We start from the raw sequence: 17,466 nt of genomic DNA, 5'->3' as shown, positions 1-17,466 counted from the left end.
ATGCCAAGGAGGGTTGTTTTTATAAATTTTGAATTTTTAATTTCTTGGGCGTTTTCCTTTTTTAGATTTTGACCCCACGCGGCTCATAGCGCATCTAAAACCAATATAGTCTGTTGCCATATCCTGAGGGAAATAACGTCTTTGTGCAGGATCTAACCAATAATCTCTATCTCTCCAAGAACCACCTTTGTACACGCGAACTTCATTGTCGACCAAAGTTGTTCTCCCTGAAGTTTTATCATATTGTCGGTCCAGATCTCCTAAGCTATCTGCATATACGTTTTGGATAGGTGAGTTGTACATACGTTTGGTGCCATCACTACTTTCGTCATCGGCAAAAGATTGATAGTAGCGAGAAGAACCTTTGTCTCCATCTCTATAGTCACGGTTGTCGCTCTTAGAGAAGTTTGTACGTAAGTAAGTTTCGTTTTCATCAACTGGCACTTGAAGAATTTCTCCTGGCAAGTTGCGAGCTATAATTTTTCCGTTGCTCAAAGTGTCATAAACTATAGAGTCCATAGTGACTACTTTAACTTTTCCATCTTCGCCAATGGCGTTTTTGGTATAAACATTTCCACGGTAATAGTTGAAGTCATTAAATTCATCATCAACGATAGGACGGTATACGTCGGCAACCCATTCAGCCACGTTTCCGGCCATATCATAAAGACCATAATCGTTTGGCTCATAAGATTTTACTTGAGCAGTAATATCGGCACCATCATCACTCCAGCCTGCTATACCACCGTAATCACCATCACCTTGTTTGAAGTTGGCTAATTGGTCGCCACGTGATCTTCTTTTTCCAGAGCGAGTGTATTGCCCTTCCCATGGATATTTTTTCTTTCCTCTGTAAACATTGTAATTACGAAGCCCAACTAGACCAAGTGCTGCATATTCCCATTCTGTTTCGGTAGGAAGGCGGTATCCTGGCAAAAGTAACCCATCTTCGCGTCCGATGTATAAATTTGTACTGTCCTTGCTTCTCTTGGCAATGGATTCAGATTTTTTTCCGCCACGGGTAATAGAATCGTTTCCTCCGTAGGTTAATGTTGGAGCGTTTAAATAAGTTTCTGTACTGAATGTTTCGCCGGGCTCAACATCGTAACGTGCGTTACGTGCTGTGATTCCATTGGTTTCCAAAACCATTTCGTTAACGCGGTCAGTTCTCCAGTTGCTAAATTCTACAGCCTGTATCCAGCTTACACCTACTACGGGATATTCCGCATAGGCTGGGTGGCGAAGATAATTGTTTGTCATTACTTCGTTAAAACCTAAACGATTTCTCCAAACAAGTGTATCTGGAACAGCTCCTTCATAAATTCTTCTGTAGTTTTCGTCAGATGGTGGAAAAACTTTCTTTAACCAGTCTAAGTATTCAAGATACATTAGGTTAGTTACTTCGGTTTCATCCATATAAAAGGATTGAACGTGTTGTTGTGTTGGGCTGTTGTTCCAATCGTGCATTGGATCGTCCTGAACCCGTCCCTTGGTAAAAGTTCCACCTTCAACAAAAACAAGACCTGGCCCTGTTTCTTGTTCTTTAGTTTGTGGGTCATACTGAAAACCACCTTCTTTGGCGTTCATCTTCCAGCCTGTGGCACGTGAACTGTCTTTATAGTCTCTCGTTTTGTTGCAACCTACAAGAAGCGAGGCCGCTATTATAGTAATAAATAGCTTTAATGCAAGGTTTTTTCTTAACATCATAGATTCAAATATGATAAAATTGGGTTCGCAATATAGTAATTAACGACAAAAACACAATAATATTTTGTTATTATTGCGCTGTGGGGTTTTAAAAGGTTTTATGACCAATCCCGAATGCAAACGTATTAGTTTTAAAATTATTATCCTAATATCATTTTGCGGAAAAAGTTTAAAATGTTACCCTATACTAAGTGTAAATTTGAAGCGTTAATGGTACTAATGAGAAAAGTAATACTTCTTTTTGTTTTGTTTGCAATGCCTTTTCTGGGAAAGGCACAATCAAAAAGTATAAATATATATTGGGGCGGTACTAATACTGCTACCGAGACCTTTGGTGGTAAAAAGTCTGCTATTTCTTCCAATGATATGGCTTTGGAAAGACTGAAGCTTCAAATGGACAAGAGCACCGTCCAATATACTACTCAGTGGGAAGACGGCGCATTTGCAGACCAAAACTCCTTAATTGTTACCAATGTTCGTTTTGGTCCCGTTTCTTCCGAAGAGCTAAAAAAAATCACTCCCGAAGCATTGCCTAACAAACTTGAATACCATATTGCAAGTACCATGGCTAGGGATGTACTTTATACTATTTTTAGTATTTCGCCAATAATTAAGAACAATGGAAGCTATCAAAAAGTGCTTTCTTTTGATGTTAATTATAAGTATGGGCCTCAAAACCGCAATAATCCGCCGGCAATAACCAATTCAGTTTTAGCCACGGGACAATGGTTTAAGTTTAAAGTAGAAAAGACTGGCGTTTACAAATTGGACAAAAATTTCCTGAACAGTTTGGGGATGAACACAGATGGTATTGATCCCAGAAGTCTTAAAGTTTATGGTAATGGCGGGCAATCTTTGCCTTTGAGAAATGACCAAACACGTTTTTTTGATCTTCCCGAAAATGCGATACAAGTAGCAGGCGAACAGGACGGCAGTTTTGATGGAGGCGATTATATACTGTTTTATGGCACTAGTACCGAAGGTTATGTGCAAGAGAACGATTCTAACCTAAATCCATATAGTGACGACTCTTATTATTATGTTACTGCAGGTGGCGCTCCGGGAAAGCGTGTAATTCCAATGGTGGAACCTACAGGTATTGTGGAATTTAATATCAATGAGTTTGATGATTACCAATTTTACGAAAAGGACGAAATAAGCCCCACTAAGTTGGGAAGAAAGTGGTTCGGAAACCGTTTTGATATTGAAAGCGAACAGAGTTATAGTTTTGAGTTTTTAAATATTGTTCCTGGCAAGCCGATGAGGTTGATAGTGAAGGCTGCTGCGGCTTCTGAAAGTAATACTTCTATGGCGGTTTCCATAAACAGTACCAGCTTGAACCCTCTTAATTTTTCACTATTGGGAGACGGCGGACTGCTTAGCATGGACTTTCTAGATGTTGAAGTTCCTGCAAGTAGTGCTACGGTTAAAGTAGATTTGGCATACAATAACGCTGGCAATCCATCTAGTATTGGTTATCTGGACTATATTAGTATTTGGGCAATGCGACAATTGAAAGGGGCGGGAGGGCAGTTGGCTTTTCAGTATAACGACGCGGCTAATTCAGCAGGGGTAGGGGAATACCAAATAAGCAATGCCGCCGAATTTTCACAGGTTTGGGATGTAACCGATTTTCAGCTTATCACTTCAAAGCAAAATGAAGCCAATGCTTCGTCTTTTAGTTTTAAACAAACCCTTGGCGAAGTTCGCAAGTATGTGGCTGTGAATCCAAATAATTATTATGTTCCTTTAAAAATCGCTCAATCAGCGGTTCAAAATCAAAACTTAAAGGGGACCATATTCAAGGACGAATCTGGCAATTTTAAAGATGTGGATTACATTATTATTGCGCCTCCTTTTCTTATTCAGCCTGCATTGCGTTTGGCCCAGCACAACAAAGAACTTCAGGGGCTTAACGTGAAAGTGGTTACAACCGATAAGATTTATGAAGAATTCAGCTCCGGAAGACAGGAAATCAGTGCTATCCGAAATTTTATTAGGTATATCTATTACAATGCTTCCACAGAATCAAAACGTATAAAGTATGTTGGGATAATGGGCGATACTTCCATAGACTATAAAAACAGAATTCCCAACAATAATAATGACGTCCCTACCTTCCAAACTCTTTTGGGAACAAGCATTAGTAATTCTTTTATGTCTGACGATTTCTTTGGGAATATGGACGAGAATGAAGGTTCCATTGGCTCTAGCAACGATATAGATAGACTGGATATTGCTATGGGTAGAATTATTGCAGATAATGTGTCTTTGGCAAATACTATGGTGGATAAAATTATAAAGTACAACGAAAAATCTTCCTATGGCAATTGGAGGAACAACTTTGTGCTTATTTCTGATGATGTTGATAAACCTAATGAAGATATTTTAGAAAGAAAATTAGATGCGCTTGGCGATACTATTTCAATAAAAAAACCCTTTGTAAACGTTAAAAAAATTCATTCTGATGCCTACCAACAACAAGCATCTGCAGGGGGTAACCGCTATCCGGAGGTTAATGACGCCATTAAAACCGCCATTGAGGCCGGAGCTATAATCATTGATTATTTTGGCCACGGTGGGGAAGATGGGTTGGCCCACGAAGCTATTTACACTAAAGAAGCAGCGCAGGAGCTAAAGAACAAAGACAAGCTTCCGTGTATAATAACTGTTACTTGCGAGTTCACAAAATTTGACAATCCTTTGCGGATTACGGCTGGGGAACTTACGTTTCAAAATAAAGATGGCGGTGCTATTTCATTGGTAACCACCACACGGGCGGTATTCATCAATGTTGGAGTCGATTTCAACGAACGCTTGGCAAACCAACTTTTTGGTTTTGATACAGAAACGCCCAATACTCCTGCGGAAGGACTCCGCATTTCTAAAACGCAAATACCCAGTACCACAAGACGCGTGGTTTTCTATATTGGTGACCCGGCAATGCCACTCGCTTTTCCTAAAAGAAACATCCGCCTTACTAAACTGAACGGTGTTCCCATTGCACAAGCCACAGATACTTTGAAGGCTTTGAGTAAAATTAAAATAGAAGGAGAGGTAGTCAATACTGCTGGCACATTAATGTCTGATTACAATGGTGTTCTTGAGGCCAAGATTTTTGATAAAAATGTGATGCGGCGAACTTTGGACAATGATAATCACAATATTTTTATGGATTTCACAACTTTGGGTGAAGGGCTTTTTAATGGACAAGCAACCATTTCTAATGGTATTTTTGAATTTGAATTCGTCGTACCGCGTGATATTCAAATCCCTGTCGGCAAGGGCAGAGTGAGTTTTTATGCGAAAAGAGACAATATCTTGGAAGACCAAACAGGTGTAAACCTTGAATTGAATGTAGGGGGGCTTAATGAAAATGCTCCAGAGGACAACGAAGGACCATTGATTAGGCTTTATATGAACGATGAAAGTTTCGTTTCTGGAGGAATTACGGATGATTCCCCAATTCTACTTGCAAAACTAGAAGACCCAAACGGGATAAACACTGCCAGCGGAATTGGCCACGATATTGTAGCAATTTTGGACGGTGATGAATCCAATCCTTTTCTTTTAAATGAATTTTATCAGGCAGAAGTGGATGATTATACAAAAGGGAAAACCCATTATAAATTCCGCGATTTGGAAGATGGTCTCCATACGCTCACTTTGAAAGCTTGGGATGTTTATAATAATTCTTCCACTGCAGATATACAGTTTATAGTTGCGGGTAGCGGAAAGTTGGAAATTACCCGAGTGCTAAATTACCCAAACCCTTTTGTGAATTATACCCAATTCTGGTTTAACCACAATAGGCCAGATGAAACCTTGGAGGTGCAGGTGCAGGTATTTACTGTTACTGGAAAAGTTGTCTGGACTAAAAATGCCACTTTACCGCCATCTGGCAGTTATTTATGCCGTGATATTACCTGGGACGGTCGCGACGATTTTGGCGATCGTATTGGAAAAGGTGTCTATGTATATAAGATAACTGTAAGATCTACGTTAACCAATCAGCGGGTTGAAAAATTTGAGAAACTCGTTATCCTTTAAAAATTAAATTTATATTTGCTCAAAATTAACTTTTATGAAGAAATTACTTATTCCAATTTTGATAGGCCTTGTGGCTTTTAAATCTATTGCACAGGACAATATTGAAGATTTTAACCCCATTACCACAGGAGTTCCATTTATGTTGATAGGAGCCGATCCACGTTCGGGTGGTATGGCAGATATAGGGGTTGTAACTTCTGCGGATGCCTTTTCGCAACAATGGAACCCAGCAAAATATGCTTTTTCATTGTCAAAACAAGGTGTGGGTGTTACATATACTCCTTACTTAAGCAAATTGGTGAACGATATATTTTTAGGAAATGTTACCTATTATAACAGGCTGAATGAACGTAGCGCAGTTGCTGCGAGTTTTCGTTATTTTAGCAATGGGGAAATAGAACTTCGCGAAACTGCAGAACAAGAACCACTTCTTGTAAAACCAAACGAACTTCTGTTTGATCTTTCCTATTCACTTAGGTTAAGCGAGCGTTTTTCTATGGCTGTTGCTGGACGTTATATTCGCTCAGATTTAAAATTGCAATCATCTGTTGCTGATGCAACTGCCGCCAATACTTTTGCGGTTGACATTGCAGGATATTATCAAAGTGAAGAAATTCCGTATGATGATTTTGACGGTCGTTGGAGATTGGGTTTCAATATTTCAAACATAGGTCCCAAACTAAAATATGACGAAGTAGGTTCTGAAAGCTTCTTGCCATCAAACCTTGCTCTTGGAGGTGGCTTTGATTTCATACTTGATGAATACAACAAAATAGGTGTTTCTGCAGAAGTAAATAAATTATTGGTGCCAACGCGTCAAGATCCAGATTTAAATGGCGATGGTGAAATAACTGCTGAAGAAAGATCTCAAACCAACCTAGAATACAACGATATAACGTTCATTTCAGGGATGTTTAAATCTTTTGGTGATGCCCCTGGTGGTTTCGGGGAAGAGATGAAAGAATTCACTTGGGCTTTAGGTGCAGAATATTGGTACCAAGATGTTTTTGCATTTAGAGGGGGTTACTTTAATGAAAGCGATATGAAGGGTGGAAGAAAATTTGCTACTATTGGAGCAGGTTTCCGATATACTGCGATCAATATTGATATTTCGTATTTGTTCTCTACGTCTAAACTAGCAAACAGCCCCTTGGATGGAACCCTTCGTTTTGGTCTTACCTTTAACTTTGGGGATACCTACGACGAATACTAGTAGTGTGATAAAACAAAAAATTGAAATTCAGCTGGAAGTTTTTGAAACCATTTCAGAACTACCAAAAGACATTCAAGAATTAATGAATAAGGCGCAGCAAGCACGTAAAAATGCTTATGCGCCTTATTCGCATTTTAGAGTGGGTGCAGCCATTCGGCTTTCTTCAGGTGAAATTACCATTGGCAGCAATCAAGAGAATGCAGCCTATCCTTCAGGTCTTTGTGCAGAACGCGTGGCAATATTTCATACAGGAGCTCTTTTTCCAAATGAAGAAATTAAGGCCATGGCCATTTCTGCAAGTTCTTCCAACCAAGTTCTTTCCGAACCAATTGGTCCCTGTGGCGCTTGCCGTCAATCTATGGCAGAATATGAGCAAAAGCAAAAATCACCAATTGCCATTTACTTTATGGGTGAAACCGGAAAAATTGTAAAAGTTGCTTCAGTAATGGAATTGCTACCATTGGGCTTTGATGCGAAATACCTCTAAAAGTGGAAGCACCAAATCACAAATTCCAAAACCCAAAACCCAAACCTGCCTGTCGAAGGGGCAGGTAAAACTCAATTACCAAAATTCAAAATCAGTAATGTCCGATTAAAAATCATATTTATTCCCTACGGGAATTAGTTTAGGCGCGATTTCTTGATTACCAATATTTTGCACAGATGGAGTAGTATGTCGTTAGGCATTAAATATGGGTAAAAAATAAAACCCCCTCAATGCCTAGTCCCGTAGGGACTACATATAATATCGTGTTTACCAGAGTTAGTCATTCCTTTTATCGGACAACAATGATTCAAAATTCAAATTTTGGAATTTATTAGAGATTTGGTTTTTGGGATTTGGAATTTGTATTTTCTACTTATAAAGTACTACTTTTGTTATCCGTTTAATAAATTTTCCCCTCGGGAAAAACTTATAGCAGATAGATGAAGAAAATCACCAAAAAAACGTACCTGGATTGGTACGAGAACATGCTCTTTTGGCGCAAGTTTGAAGATAAACTTGCTCAAGTATATATCAATCAAAAAGTGAGGGGTTTCTTGCACCTCTACAACGGTCAAGAGGCTGTATTGGCAGGGGCTTTGCACGCAATGGATCTTACTAAAGACCGTATGATAACCGCTTACCGAAATCACGTACAGCCTATTGGGATGGGCGTTGACCCCAAAAGAGTAATGGCAGAGCTTTATGGGAAGGCAACTGGAACCTCACATGGTTTGGGAGGCTCGATGCATATTTTTTCCAAGGAGCACCGTTTTTATGGTGGCCACGGTATAGTGGGCGGGCAAATCCCATTAGGAGCTGGTTTAGCTTTTGCCGATAAATATTTCGATAGAGATGCTGTAACACTCACCTATATGGGCGATGGCGCAACGCGTCAAGGCTCACTTCACGAGACTTTTAACCTTGCAATGCTTTGGAAACTTCCAGTGGTTTTCTGCGTTGAAAACAACGGCTATGCTATGGGAACTTCCGTAGCTCGAACTGCAAACCACACAGATATTTATAAACTTGGCCTGGGTTACGAAATGCCCTGCAAACCTGTAGATGCAATGAAACCAGAAGTTGTTGCAAAGGAAATGGACGAAGCAATCCAACGTGCCCGTCGCGGGGATGGCCCAACATTTTTAGAATTGCGCACTTACCGTTACCGTGGCCACTCTATGAGTGATGCCCAGCATTACCGTACCAAAGAAGAAGTTGCCAAAAAACAAGAAGAAGACCCAATTGCGTATGTGCTTCATCAGATTTATGAGAATAAATGGGCAACTGAAGCCGAGATAAAAAAGATTGACCAAAGGGTGAAAGATTTGGTAGAGGAATGTGAAAAATTTGCTGAAGACTCACCTTATCCAGAGAAGAATGTAATGTTCGATGTGGTTTACGAACAAGAGGATTACCCTTTTTTATCAGATAAATTATAAGAAATGGCAGAAGTAATAAACATGCCGCGATTGAGCGACACGATGGAAGAAGGAACGGTAGCAACCTGGCTTAAAAAAGTGGGTGATACCATAAAGGAAGGCGATATTCTTGCTGAAATTGAAACCGACAAGGCCACAATGGAGTTCGAATCTTTCTATGAAGGAACATTACTTCACATAGGAATTAATGAAGGCGAAACTGCACCCGTGGATTCGCTTTTGGCAATTATTGGAAAAAAAGGCGAGGATATTTCTAGTCTGTTAAGTGGAAATAAATCAGATAAGAAATCTAGTGATTCTTCAGAAGAGAGTAAATCTTCTGACGAACCCTCCTCCGCTAAAGCTTCAGATGATAAAGGTTCATCCTCCGCTAAAGCTTTGGAGAACACAGGAAAAACTGAAATACCTGAAGGCGTTGAGGTTATTACCATGCCACGCCTAAGCGATACAATGACCGAAGGAACAGTCGCATCTTGGTTGAAAAAAGAAGGCGACAAAGTAGAAGAGGGCGATATTCTTGCAGAAATTGAAACCGATAAGGCCACGATGGAATTTGAGTCGTTCTATTCTGGAACGCTATTGAAAATAGGTATAGGCGAAGGCGAATCAGCTGCAGTTGATGCAATGCTCGCCATCATCGGTCCCAAAGGAACAGATGTTTCTGGGATTGGCAAAAACTTTAAAAAAGGCACTTCTTCCGAGGAAGCTTCGGAAGGAAAGGAATCCTCGTCTGTTAAAGCTACAGAAGACAAAAAAACCACTTCTGCTAAAGATTCGGAAGACAAAGGGAAATCAGAAAGCCAACCGACTTCAAACGAAGGCCGTATTTTTGCTTCGCCTTTGGCTAAAAAATTAGCTGAGGAAAAGGGAATCAATTTGCGCCAAGTTCGTGGAAGTGGCGAAAACGGGCGTATCGTGAAAAGCGATATTGAGAACTATCAACCTGCTGCAGGTGGCGGACAAGCATACACTCCCGTAGGAACCGAAAGTTTTGAGGAAGTGAAAAACTCGCAAATGCGCAAAACCATTGCAAAACGTTTGGGCGAATCCAAATTTTCTGCACCGGAATATTATTTGACTATCGAATTGGATATGGATCACGCAATCGCCGCTCGTGAAGCGATAAATGCAGATCCGGATGTGAAAATATCCTTCAATGATATGGTTATAAAAGCTTGTGCGATGGCTTTAAGAAAACATCCACAAGTAAACAGCCAATGGACGGCAGAAGCTACAAGAATAGCTAAACATATTCATATTGGGGTTGCAGTTGCCGTTGACGAAGGCTTATTGGTTCCTGTATTGAAATTTGCAGACCAAATGACCTTTTCACAAATAGGCGGGCAGGTAAAAGAACTTGCGGGCAAAGCCAGAAACAAAAAGATAACTCCGCAGGAAATGGAAGGCAGTACATTTACGGTTTCCAATCTTGGAATGTTTGGGATCAAGGAATTTACTTCTATCATAAACCAGCCAAACTCGGCAATTTTATCCGTTGGGGCAATTGTTCAAAAACCAGTGGTTAAAAATGGACAAATTGCAGTTGGAAATACAATGACGGTAACTTTGGCCTGCGACCACAGAACAGTTGATGGGGCAACCGGAGCAAAATTCCTGCAAACATTGCGACAGTATATTGAGAATCCTGTGACGATGTTTGTTTAACAAAAATCAATTATTAACAAAAATCCCGATAGCTTCATTTTTATTGAAACTATCGGGATTTATGTATATTTAAAAGATGAAATGCCCATTTATAGTTTGTTGTAACTAGAGATAAATAATTTGGGCATCCATCTTCCGCTTTATCAAATATTTTTTATAGATGAAAAACATAATTATTACAGGTACTTCAAGAGGCATTGGTTTTGAAATGGTAAAAATTTTTTCCGAAGCAGGCCAAAATGTATTGGCACTTTCGCGGAATTCAAAGCCTATTTCAGATTTAAAACTGAAAAATGTAACGGCTCTCGAATTTGACATTGCAGATGAATCTGAAATTGTAAAACTTTCAGCCTATATACAAAAAGGAATGAAAACTGTGGATGTAGTAATTAACAATGCAGGTTTTTTAGTGAATAAACCTTTTTCAGAAATCACTTCCGAAGAGTTTAAAAGAAGTTATGATGTGAACGTTTTTGGCGTTGCTTCATTGACAAAAACTGTACTTCCCTTTATGAAAAAAGATGGGCATGTGATTAATATCAGCAGTATGGGCGGAATCCAAGGCAGTGTGAAATTCCCTGGTTTAAGTGCATACAGCAGCAGTAAAGGCGCAATCATCACCTTAACCGAATTGCTTGCTGAAGAATACAAAGAAACCGGTCCATCATTTAACGTTTTGGCTTTAGGCTCTGTGCAAACCGAAATGCTTGAAGAAGCTTTCCCAGGTTTTAAGGCACCGCTTTCAGCAACCGAAATGGCACAATATATAGTGGACTTTTCTCTTAGTGGGAATAAATTCTACAATGGGAAAATACTTCAGGTTTCAAGTACAACTCCTTGAATTTATGACAGCGATTCTTGAAAAATACATTCCGCAAGCTTCGGTGGTATCAACTTTTGAGTTGATAAAAACGCACAATGTTCACCTTAAGATTGTAAATGAAAGGGTTACACGCCACGGTGACTATAGAAAAATGTCCAATGGACAACATCAAATTACCGTAAATGCTTCCCTGAATAAATATCGTTTTTTAATTACACTCGTTCACGAAATAGCGCATTTGGAAGCCTTTACAAAACATGGAAGACTCATAAAGCCACACGGACTGGAGTGGAAGCGTACATTTCAATTGTTGATGCTTCCTTATTTGCGCCCCGAGATTTTTCCGAATCAATTGTTGCCGCTGTTAGCGAGGCATTTTAAAAACCCTAAGGCTTCCAGCGATACGGATGCAACGCTTGCATTGGCACTAAAGCAGTTTGACCCAGAGAACGATAAAAACTATATCTTTGAAATCCCTTTCGGAGGGCATTTTAGATTGTACAACGGAAAAATTTTTAAGCGTGGTAAGCAGCGAGTTAAGCGGTTTGAATGTTTGGAGGTTGCCACTGGAAGAACGTATCTTTTCAATCCAAATGCCGAAGTGGAATTTTTGAAGTGAAATGAATCACGAAACACGACTTAAGGGATCAAGGCAACGGGACGAAAAGATAAGTTGAATGAATCAAGACAGGATAACTTTAAGATACAAGTTTTATTATAAGCCGAATTTGTCGTGCTTCTTGGTTCCTTTAAGTCGTGGCTCAAATTATAAAATATGAATAAAGATTATTACGCAGTAATTATGGCCGGCGGCATCGGGTCGCGATTTTGGCCAGTGAGTACCCAAGCGTTTCCCAAGCAATTTCATGATATGTTGGGAACTGGACAAACGCTGCTGCAAAAAACTTTTTCCAGGCTGAACAAGATTATCCCTTCAGAAAATATATACATACTTACAAATGAAATATATCTGGAAATTACATTGAAGCAATTGCCAGAAATTTCAGAAAAGCAAGTGGTGTTGGAGCCAGCTATGCGAAATACCGCCCCGTGTATTCTTCTTTCCGCTTTAAAAATAAAAAAAAGCAATCCCAATGCACTGATGCTCGTTGCTCCCAGCGATCATTGGATTGAAGACGAAAACGCTTTTGCAAAAGACGTTCAAGCCTGTTTTGATGCAGCACAACGTGAGGACATTTTACTCACTTTGGGCATAGAACCCACCTTTCCAAATACAGGTTTCGGGTATATTGAAAGCGATAAAAATGATGCTTCAGAAATAAAAAAAGTGAAGCGGTTTTGTGAAAAACCCGATTATGAAACGGCAAAACAATTTCTCGCCGCTGGAAATTTTCTTTGGAATGCCGGCATCTTTATTTGGAGTGCAAAAAGTATAGTTGCTTCTTTTGAAAATCACTTAGAAGAAATGAATTCACTTTTTTCAAAGGGAATAGCTGTTTTGAACACTTCCGAAGAAAAAGAGTTCATTGAAAATACGTATGCTGAAGCCGAAAACATTTCAATAGATTATGGAATCCTCGAAAAAGCGGACAATGTTTATTTAAAAAGGGCTACGTTTGATTGGAACGATTTGGGCACTTGGGGGGCACTTCACGATAAACTGGAAAAAGATAAAAACAATAATTCAGTCGTTAATGCTGAAACATATATTAAAGATTCCAAAAACAACGTAGTTTTTACAAACACTAAAAAGTTGGTTGTACTGGACGGAATTGAAGATTATATAGTGGTCGATAAAGAAGACGTTTTGCTTTTGTTTCCGAAGAAAAAAGAGCAGGAAATAAAAGAATTATTGAAAGAAGTTTCCAATAAATTTGGCAAAAAATATTTGTAAATGGAAAATACAGACAACAATAGCGATATAAAGGCAACTCCGAATGAGGCGGAGTTTGAAAAAGTAAAACTCAATACTTGGGAAAGCATCAAGAAATTTCTGAGCGAACTTTTTGATATTCGTTCAGATACGGATCGTGACGCAACCATTGACGCCGTAAAAAAGGATATTTCATTTAAAGGGCATACGGCCTGGATTCTTATTTTCTCCATTTTTGTAGCATCTATTGGGCTTAACGTTAGTAGTGCCGCTGTCGTGATAGGTGCGATGCTTATTTCGCCATTGATGGGTCCAATTGTGGGTATCGGTTTGTCGGTTGCAATCAACGATGTTGAAACCTTGAGGCGTTCGCTTATAAACTTAGGCGTGATGGTGTTTTTGAGTGTACTCACGGCTTTTCTATATTTTAAACTTTCACCGCTTACAGAAGAAACTCCAGAGCTTATAGCAAGAACATACCCTACAATTTTGGATGTATTGATAGCTATTTTTGGTGGTTTGGGATTGATTGTGGCAAAAACCAAAAGTGGTACTATTGCGAGTGTAATTTTTGGGGTTGCTATTGCCACTGCGTTAATGCCTCCTTTATGTACAGTGGGTTATGGTTTGGCTATAGGCAATGCTTCTTATGCTGGGGGTGCGTTGTATTTATTTAGTATAAATGCAGTTTTCATTGCGCTTTCCACTTTTATCGTTTCAAAAATTTTGCGCTTTCCGTTGGTGCGGTATGCCAATAGTAAAAGACGAAAAAGAACCGCTCAGATTGCTTCCTTAATTGCGATTGCAGTTATGGTGCCAAGTGTTTGGTTATTCATCAAGCTTTTAGACCAGCAAGTTTTTGAGAATAAAACAAAAGAGTTTGTGAAAAACATAATCAGATACGAAGGAGCCGAAGTAGTTAAATTTACCCAAGATTATAAATCAAAAAATATAAATGTTTACTTAATTGGCCGTCCCGTGCCGCAGAATAAGATAAACGAATGGCTTTCAGAACTTGAAAAAACTGAGAAACTGGAACAAACGCATTTGCGAATATACCAAGGTGCAGACCAAACAGGTGAAATATCGGCCAAGCTTTCGGGTGAAATTAAGGCTGGCATACTTGAAGATCTCTATGTTAAGAATGAACAATTAATTCAGAACAAAGACGAAAAGATAAGCTTTTTGGAAAATGAAATCGCACTGATGAAAGTCCAAAATGTCCCTTTTAAGGAGTTGAGTGAGGAACTGAAAATTAATTATGAAGGGGTTGAAACTTTCAGCTACTCCAATAAAATTACTACAAACTATAAAAAAACTGATACGCTTCCAGTAATTAATATTCGCTGGAAAAAGGATGTTTCATTAAAAGAAAGAAGAACCGATTTGAAAAAAATTGAGGAATGGCTTAAATTTAAATTGAAGTTGGACACACTTCAGGTATCAGAATATCCTTAAGATTAGCCTTCTTTCAACTGAACTTCACGGATTTTTTTGAAAAGGTCAGAAGAATACACAAAACTTGTAACATCTTCATTGTCGGTCTTGAAGATTTCCTGATTGGTGCCTTGCCAAACAAGTTTTCCGTGTTTGAGCAAAACCACTTTCTCGCCAATTTCCATCACCGAGTTCATATCGTGCGTTACTACAACGGTAGTAATATCGTATTCATGGGTGATTTCTTGGATAAGCGTATCAATCAAGGTGGCCGTTTTTGGATCAAGCCCTGAGTTTGGTTCGTCACAAAATAAAAACTTTGGTTTATTTACAATAGCCCTTGCAATAGAAACCCTTTTTTGCATTCCCCCAGATATTTCGGCAGGAAATTTTTTGTTGACGTTTTCAAGGTTTACGCGCTTCAATACTTCATTTACCCGTGCCACCATATCGCTTTTTTTCTGTTTGGTGAACATACGCAGCGGGAACATAACATTTTCTTCAATATTCATAGAATCGAATAATGCTCCCCCTTGAAAAAGCATTCCTATTTCTTCTCGCAACTTTCGTTGTTGTTCGTCATCCATATCCTGAATGGCGTTTTCTTCGTAATATATCCGTCCTTGTTCAGGTTTAAAAAGGCCGATAAGACATTTCAGCAAAACAGTTTTTCCGCTACCGCTCTGCCCGATAATAAGGTTGGTTTTTCCCTTATCAAATTTTGTGGTTATCCCTTTCAAAATTTCTTCGTCCCCAAAGCTTTTATGTACGTCTTCTACTTTTATCATTAGCTCAGCAATAGTTGGGTTATAATATAATTAGAGGCAATAATAAGAACACTCGTCCATACGAAGGAATTGGTACTGGCCTTGCCCACCTCCAATGCGCCTCCTTTCATATAGAATCCCTGCCAAGAAGGTACCGTAGCAAGAATAAATGCGAAAACACAAGTCTTAAAAAAGGCGTAAAATAGTTGGTAGGGAATAAAATCCTGCTGTACGCCTTCTATAAAAGCTGCCGAACTGCTAAAACCTCCGTACACTGCGGCAACCCAACCACCTAAAATCCCTAAGAACATTGAAAGAATGATAACGAACGGATAGAACATTAAAGCCACAATTTTTGGAAAAACCAAGTAGTTGAGCGAGTTAATGCCCATTACCTCCAGAGCGTCAATCTGTTCCGTAACCCGCATAGAACCTATGCTGGATGTAATGAATGAACCTACTTTCCCCGCCATAATGATAGATATGAATGTTGGGGCAAATTCCAAAATAACGGACTGGCGGGTAGCAAAACCTATCAGACTTTCGGGAATGATGGGGTTGTCCATATTCAGCGCGGTTTGGATAGCCACAACACCTCCCACAAAGAAGGATATAAAGGCTACAATGCCCAAGGAACCAATAATAAGGTCGTCAATTTCCTTAAAGATAAGATGCTTTAAAACAGACCTCTTGGTAAAGCTGCCAAACACCTTTTTAAGCATCAAAAAATAGGAACCAATATCTTGTAAATACTTCATAAAATAGATAGCTAGGGCTAAAGTACTAAAATTAGGTCACTGTTAATTCAAAAAGTCTTTTTTAGCTTTTATTTATTAAAAAGAGCCATCATTTTATAGTAAATTTCGGTACTCTCATAAATCCCATTAAAAAGGGAAGCGCCAGGACCTTCCGCAAAAACGGGTACCATTGTGCCTGAGTGACCAGTTGTGGAAAAACTGGGTTTTATTTTATTGTAATCTTTTCCATCTGAAGCCAGCGTATAGCCGCCAGTTTCGTGGTCTGCAGTAACAATAACAAGTGTTTCGCCATTTTGTTTGGCAAAATCTAATGCTACCCCCAATGTTTTGTCAAAATCCAAAAGTTCTTTAATTAAATAATCTGCATCGTTGTCGTGGCCACCCCAGTCTATTTGGCTGCCTTCAACCATTAAGAAAAATCCTTTTTCATTTTTTGATAGTTTTTCCAGTGCAAGTTTGGTTGCATTTGGCAGGAAATCGCCGCGACCTTCACTCATTTTGGGCATTCCGTCTGCTGCAAGCAAGATGAGTTCGTTTTTTTCGCTGGGTGTTTGTGGAAGCTGGTCTGTGAACACTTCATAACCTTTGGCTTTCATTTCGGCTAATAAATCCTTTCCATCTTTTCTTTGGTTGAAGAATTTAAGTCCGCCACCTGCAAAAAAGTTTACACCAGAATTTGGTGCAAATTCGCTAATCTCCTCATACATTCTTCGGCTTTTTACGTGCGCATAAAAACTGGCTGGCGTAGCGTGCTGAATGGAAGAAGTTGCAACAATACCCGTAGCGTAGCCTTCTTTGGAAAGTTGTTCAACAATGGTTGGTACTGCTATTGTGTCTTTGTCAACTCCAATTGCCCCATTGTATGTTTTAACGCCAGCAGAAAAAACTGTTGCCCCAGCAGCAGAATCGGTAATCAAATCACTTGCGGAAGAGGTTTTACTCAGACCGATGGTGTGGAAACGTTCAAAATTTGGTTTGCCATCTTTGTAGTAAATAGCGGTAGAAACTTGACTCAAACCCATTCCATCGCCTATAAGTAGGATGATATTTTTAGGTTTTTTTACATCCGCGGAAATAGGCGTAACGGTATTATCGCTAACTTGAACTGAAACACACGAAGTTGCTATTATTGTAAATGAAAGTAGTAGGATGAGAAATCGAATTTTCATTTTATGTAAAAATTTTGTCAGCAAAAATAGAGAATATAAAGGTTTTGAAGTGTTAAGGAGATGTTGTTATATCTTAAATTTCCAATTTCCAATTTCCAATTTCCAATTTCCAATTTC

The 17,466-nt window shown here is 39.2% G+C and carries 13 protein-coding genes; 9 read left to right on the top strand and 4 right to left on the bottom strand.

Annotated elements, in window-relative coordinates; translation table 11 throughout:
* Positions 1-36: 36 nt before the first annotated feature.
* The gene (gene gldJ, locus ESU54_RS04725) at positions 37-1,704 is read right to left on the bottom strand and encodes a gliding motility lipoprotein GldJ (RefSeq protein WP_111843591.1); all 1,668 of its coding nucleotides are present in this window, start codon (positions 1,702-1,704) and stop codon (positions 37-39) included.
* Between the two features lie 222 nt (positions 1,705-1,926).
* On the opposite strand from gldJ, the gene porU reads away from it, so the two are divergent.
* From porU to ESU54_RS04680, 9 genes are all read left to right on the top strand, one after another.
* Positions 1,927-5,757, top strand: a complete 3,831-nt coding sequence (gene porU, locus ESU54_RS04720; protein ID WP_111843592.1) for a type IX secretion system sortase PorU — start codon at positions 1,927-1,929, stop codon at positions 5,755-5,757.
* Positions 5,758-5,791: 34 nt separating this feature from the next.
* Positions 5,792-6,970 carry a type IX secretion system outer membrane channel protein PorV gene (gene porV, locus ESU54_RS04715; RefSeq protein ID WP_111843593.1) on the top strand — a complete coding sequence of 393 codons (1,179 nt, stop codon included), beginning with the start codon at positions 5,792-5,794 and terminating at the stop codon, positions 6,968-6,970.
* Positions 6,971-6,974: 4 nt separating this feature from the next.
* On the top strand, positions 6,975-7,457 hold the full coding sequence (gene cdd, locus ESU54_RS04710) for a cytidine deaminase (RefSeq protein ID WP_111843594.1): 483 nt from the start codon (positions 6,975-6,977) through the stop codon (positions 7,455-7,457).
* Positions 7,458-7,897: 440 nt separating this feature from the next.
* Positions 7,898-8,896 carry a pyruvate dehydrogenase (acetyl-transferring) E1 component subunit alpha gene (gene pdhA, locus ESU54_RS04705; RefSeq protein ID WP_111843595.1) on the top strand — a complete coding sequence of 333 codons (999 nt, stop codon included), beginning with the start codon at positions 7,898-7,900 and terminating at the stop codon, positions 8,894-8,896.
* 3 nt (positions 8,897-8,899) lie between these two features.
* Entirely contained in the window at positions 8,900-10,561 is a 1,662-nt protein-coding gene (locus ESU54_RS04700; RefSeq protein ID WP_111843596.1) for a pyruvate dehydrogenase complex dihydrolipoamide acetyltransferase, read from the top strand.
* Positions 10,562-10,721: 160 nt separating this feature from the next.
* Complete coding sequence (locus ESU54_RS04695; RefSeq protein ID WP_146848082.1) at positions 10,722-11,402, top strand: SDR family NAD(P)-dependent oxidoreductase; 681 nt, start codon at positions 10,722-10,724, stop codon at positions 11,400-11,402.
* A gap of 4 nt (positions 11,403-11,406) precedes the next feature.
* Complete coding sequence (locus tag ESU54_RS04690; RefSeq protein WP_111843598.1) at positions 11,407-12,003, top strand: SprT-like domain-containing protein; 597 nt, start codon at positions 11,407-11,409, stop codon at positions 12,001-12,003.
* 156 nt (positions 12,004-12,159) lie between these two features.
* On the top strand, positions 12,160-13,239 hold the full coding sequence (locus ESU54_RS04685) for a mannose-1-phosphate guanylyltransferase (RefSeq protein WP_111843599.1): 1,080 nt from the start codon (positions 12,160-12,162) through the stop codon (positions 13,237-13,239).
* A complete protein-coding gene (locus tag ESU54_RS04680; protein WP_111843600.1) occupies positions 13,240-14,676 on the top strand; it encodes a DUF389 domain-containing protein in 1,437 nt (478 codons plus the stop codon). It abuts the gene before it with no gap.
* Between the two features lie 2 nt (positions 14,677-14,678).
* Here the strand turns inward: ESU54_RS04680 and ESU54_RS04675 are convergent, their stop codons facing one another.
* From ESU54_RS04675 to ESU54_RS04665, 3 genes are all read right to left on the bottom strand, one after another.
* On the bottom strand, positions 14,679-15,443 hold the full coding sequence (locus ESU54_RS04675) for an ABC transporter ATP-binding protein (protein ID WP_111843601.1): 765 nt from the start codon (positions 15,441-15,443) through the stop codon (positions 14,679-14,681).
* Positions 15,443-16,180: an MlaE family ABC transporter permease gene (locus ESU54_RS04670; RefSeq protein ID WP_200830096.1), complete on the bottom strand. Its 738-nt coding sequence runs from the start codon at positions 16,178-16,180 to the stop codon at positions 15,443-15,445. Before ESU54_RS04670 ends, ESU54_RS04675 begins: the two co-directional genes overlap by 1 nt.
* 68 nt (positions 16,181-16,248) lie before the next feature.
* Entirely contained in the window at positions 16,249-17,349 is a 1,101-nt protein-coding gene (locus ESU54_RS04665; protein ID WP_111843603.1) for an alkaline phosphatase, read from the bottom strand.
* Positions 17,350-17,466 lie beyond the last annotated feature (117 nt).

The organism is Aequorivita antarctica (assembly GCF_007997155.1).
Taxonomy (GTDB): domain Bacteria; phylum Bacteroidota; class Bacteroidia; order Flavobacteriales; family Flavobacteriaceae; genus Aequorivita; species Aequorivita antarctica.
Note: the sequence above shows the minus strand (reverse complement) of the source record. Positions and strands in the feature narration are given on the sequence as shown.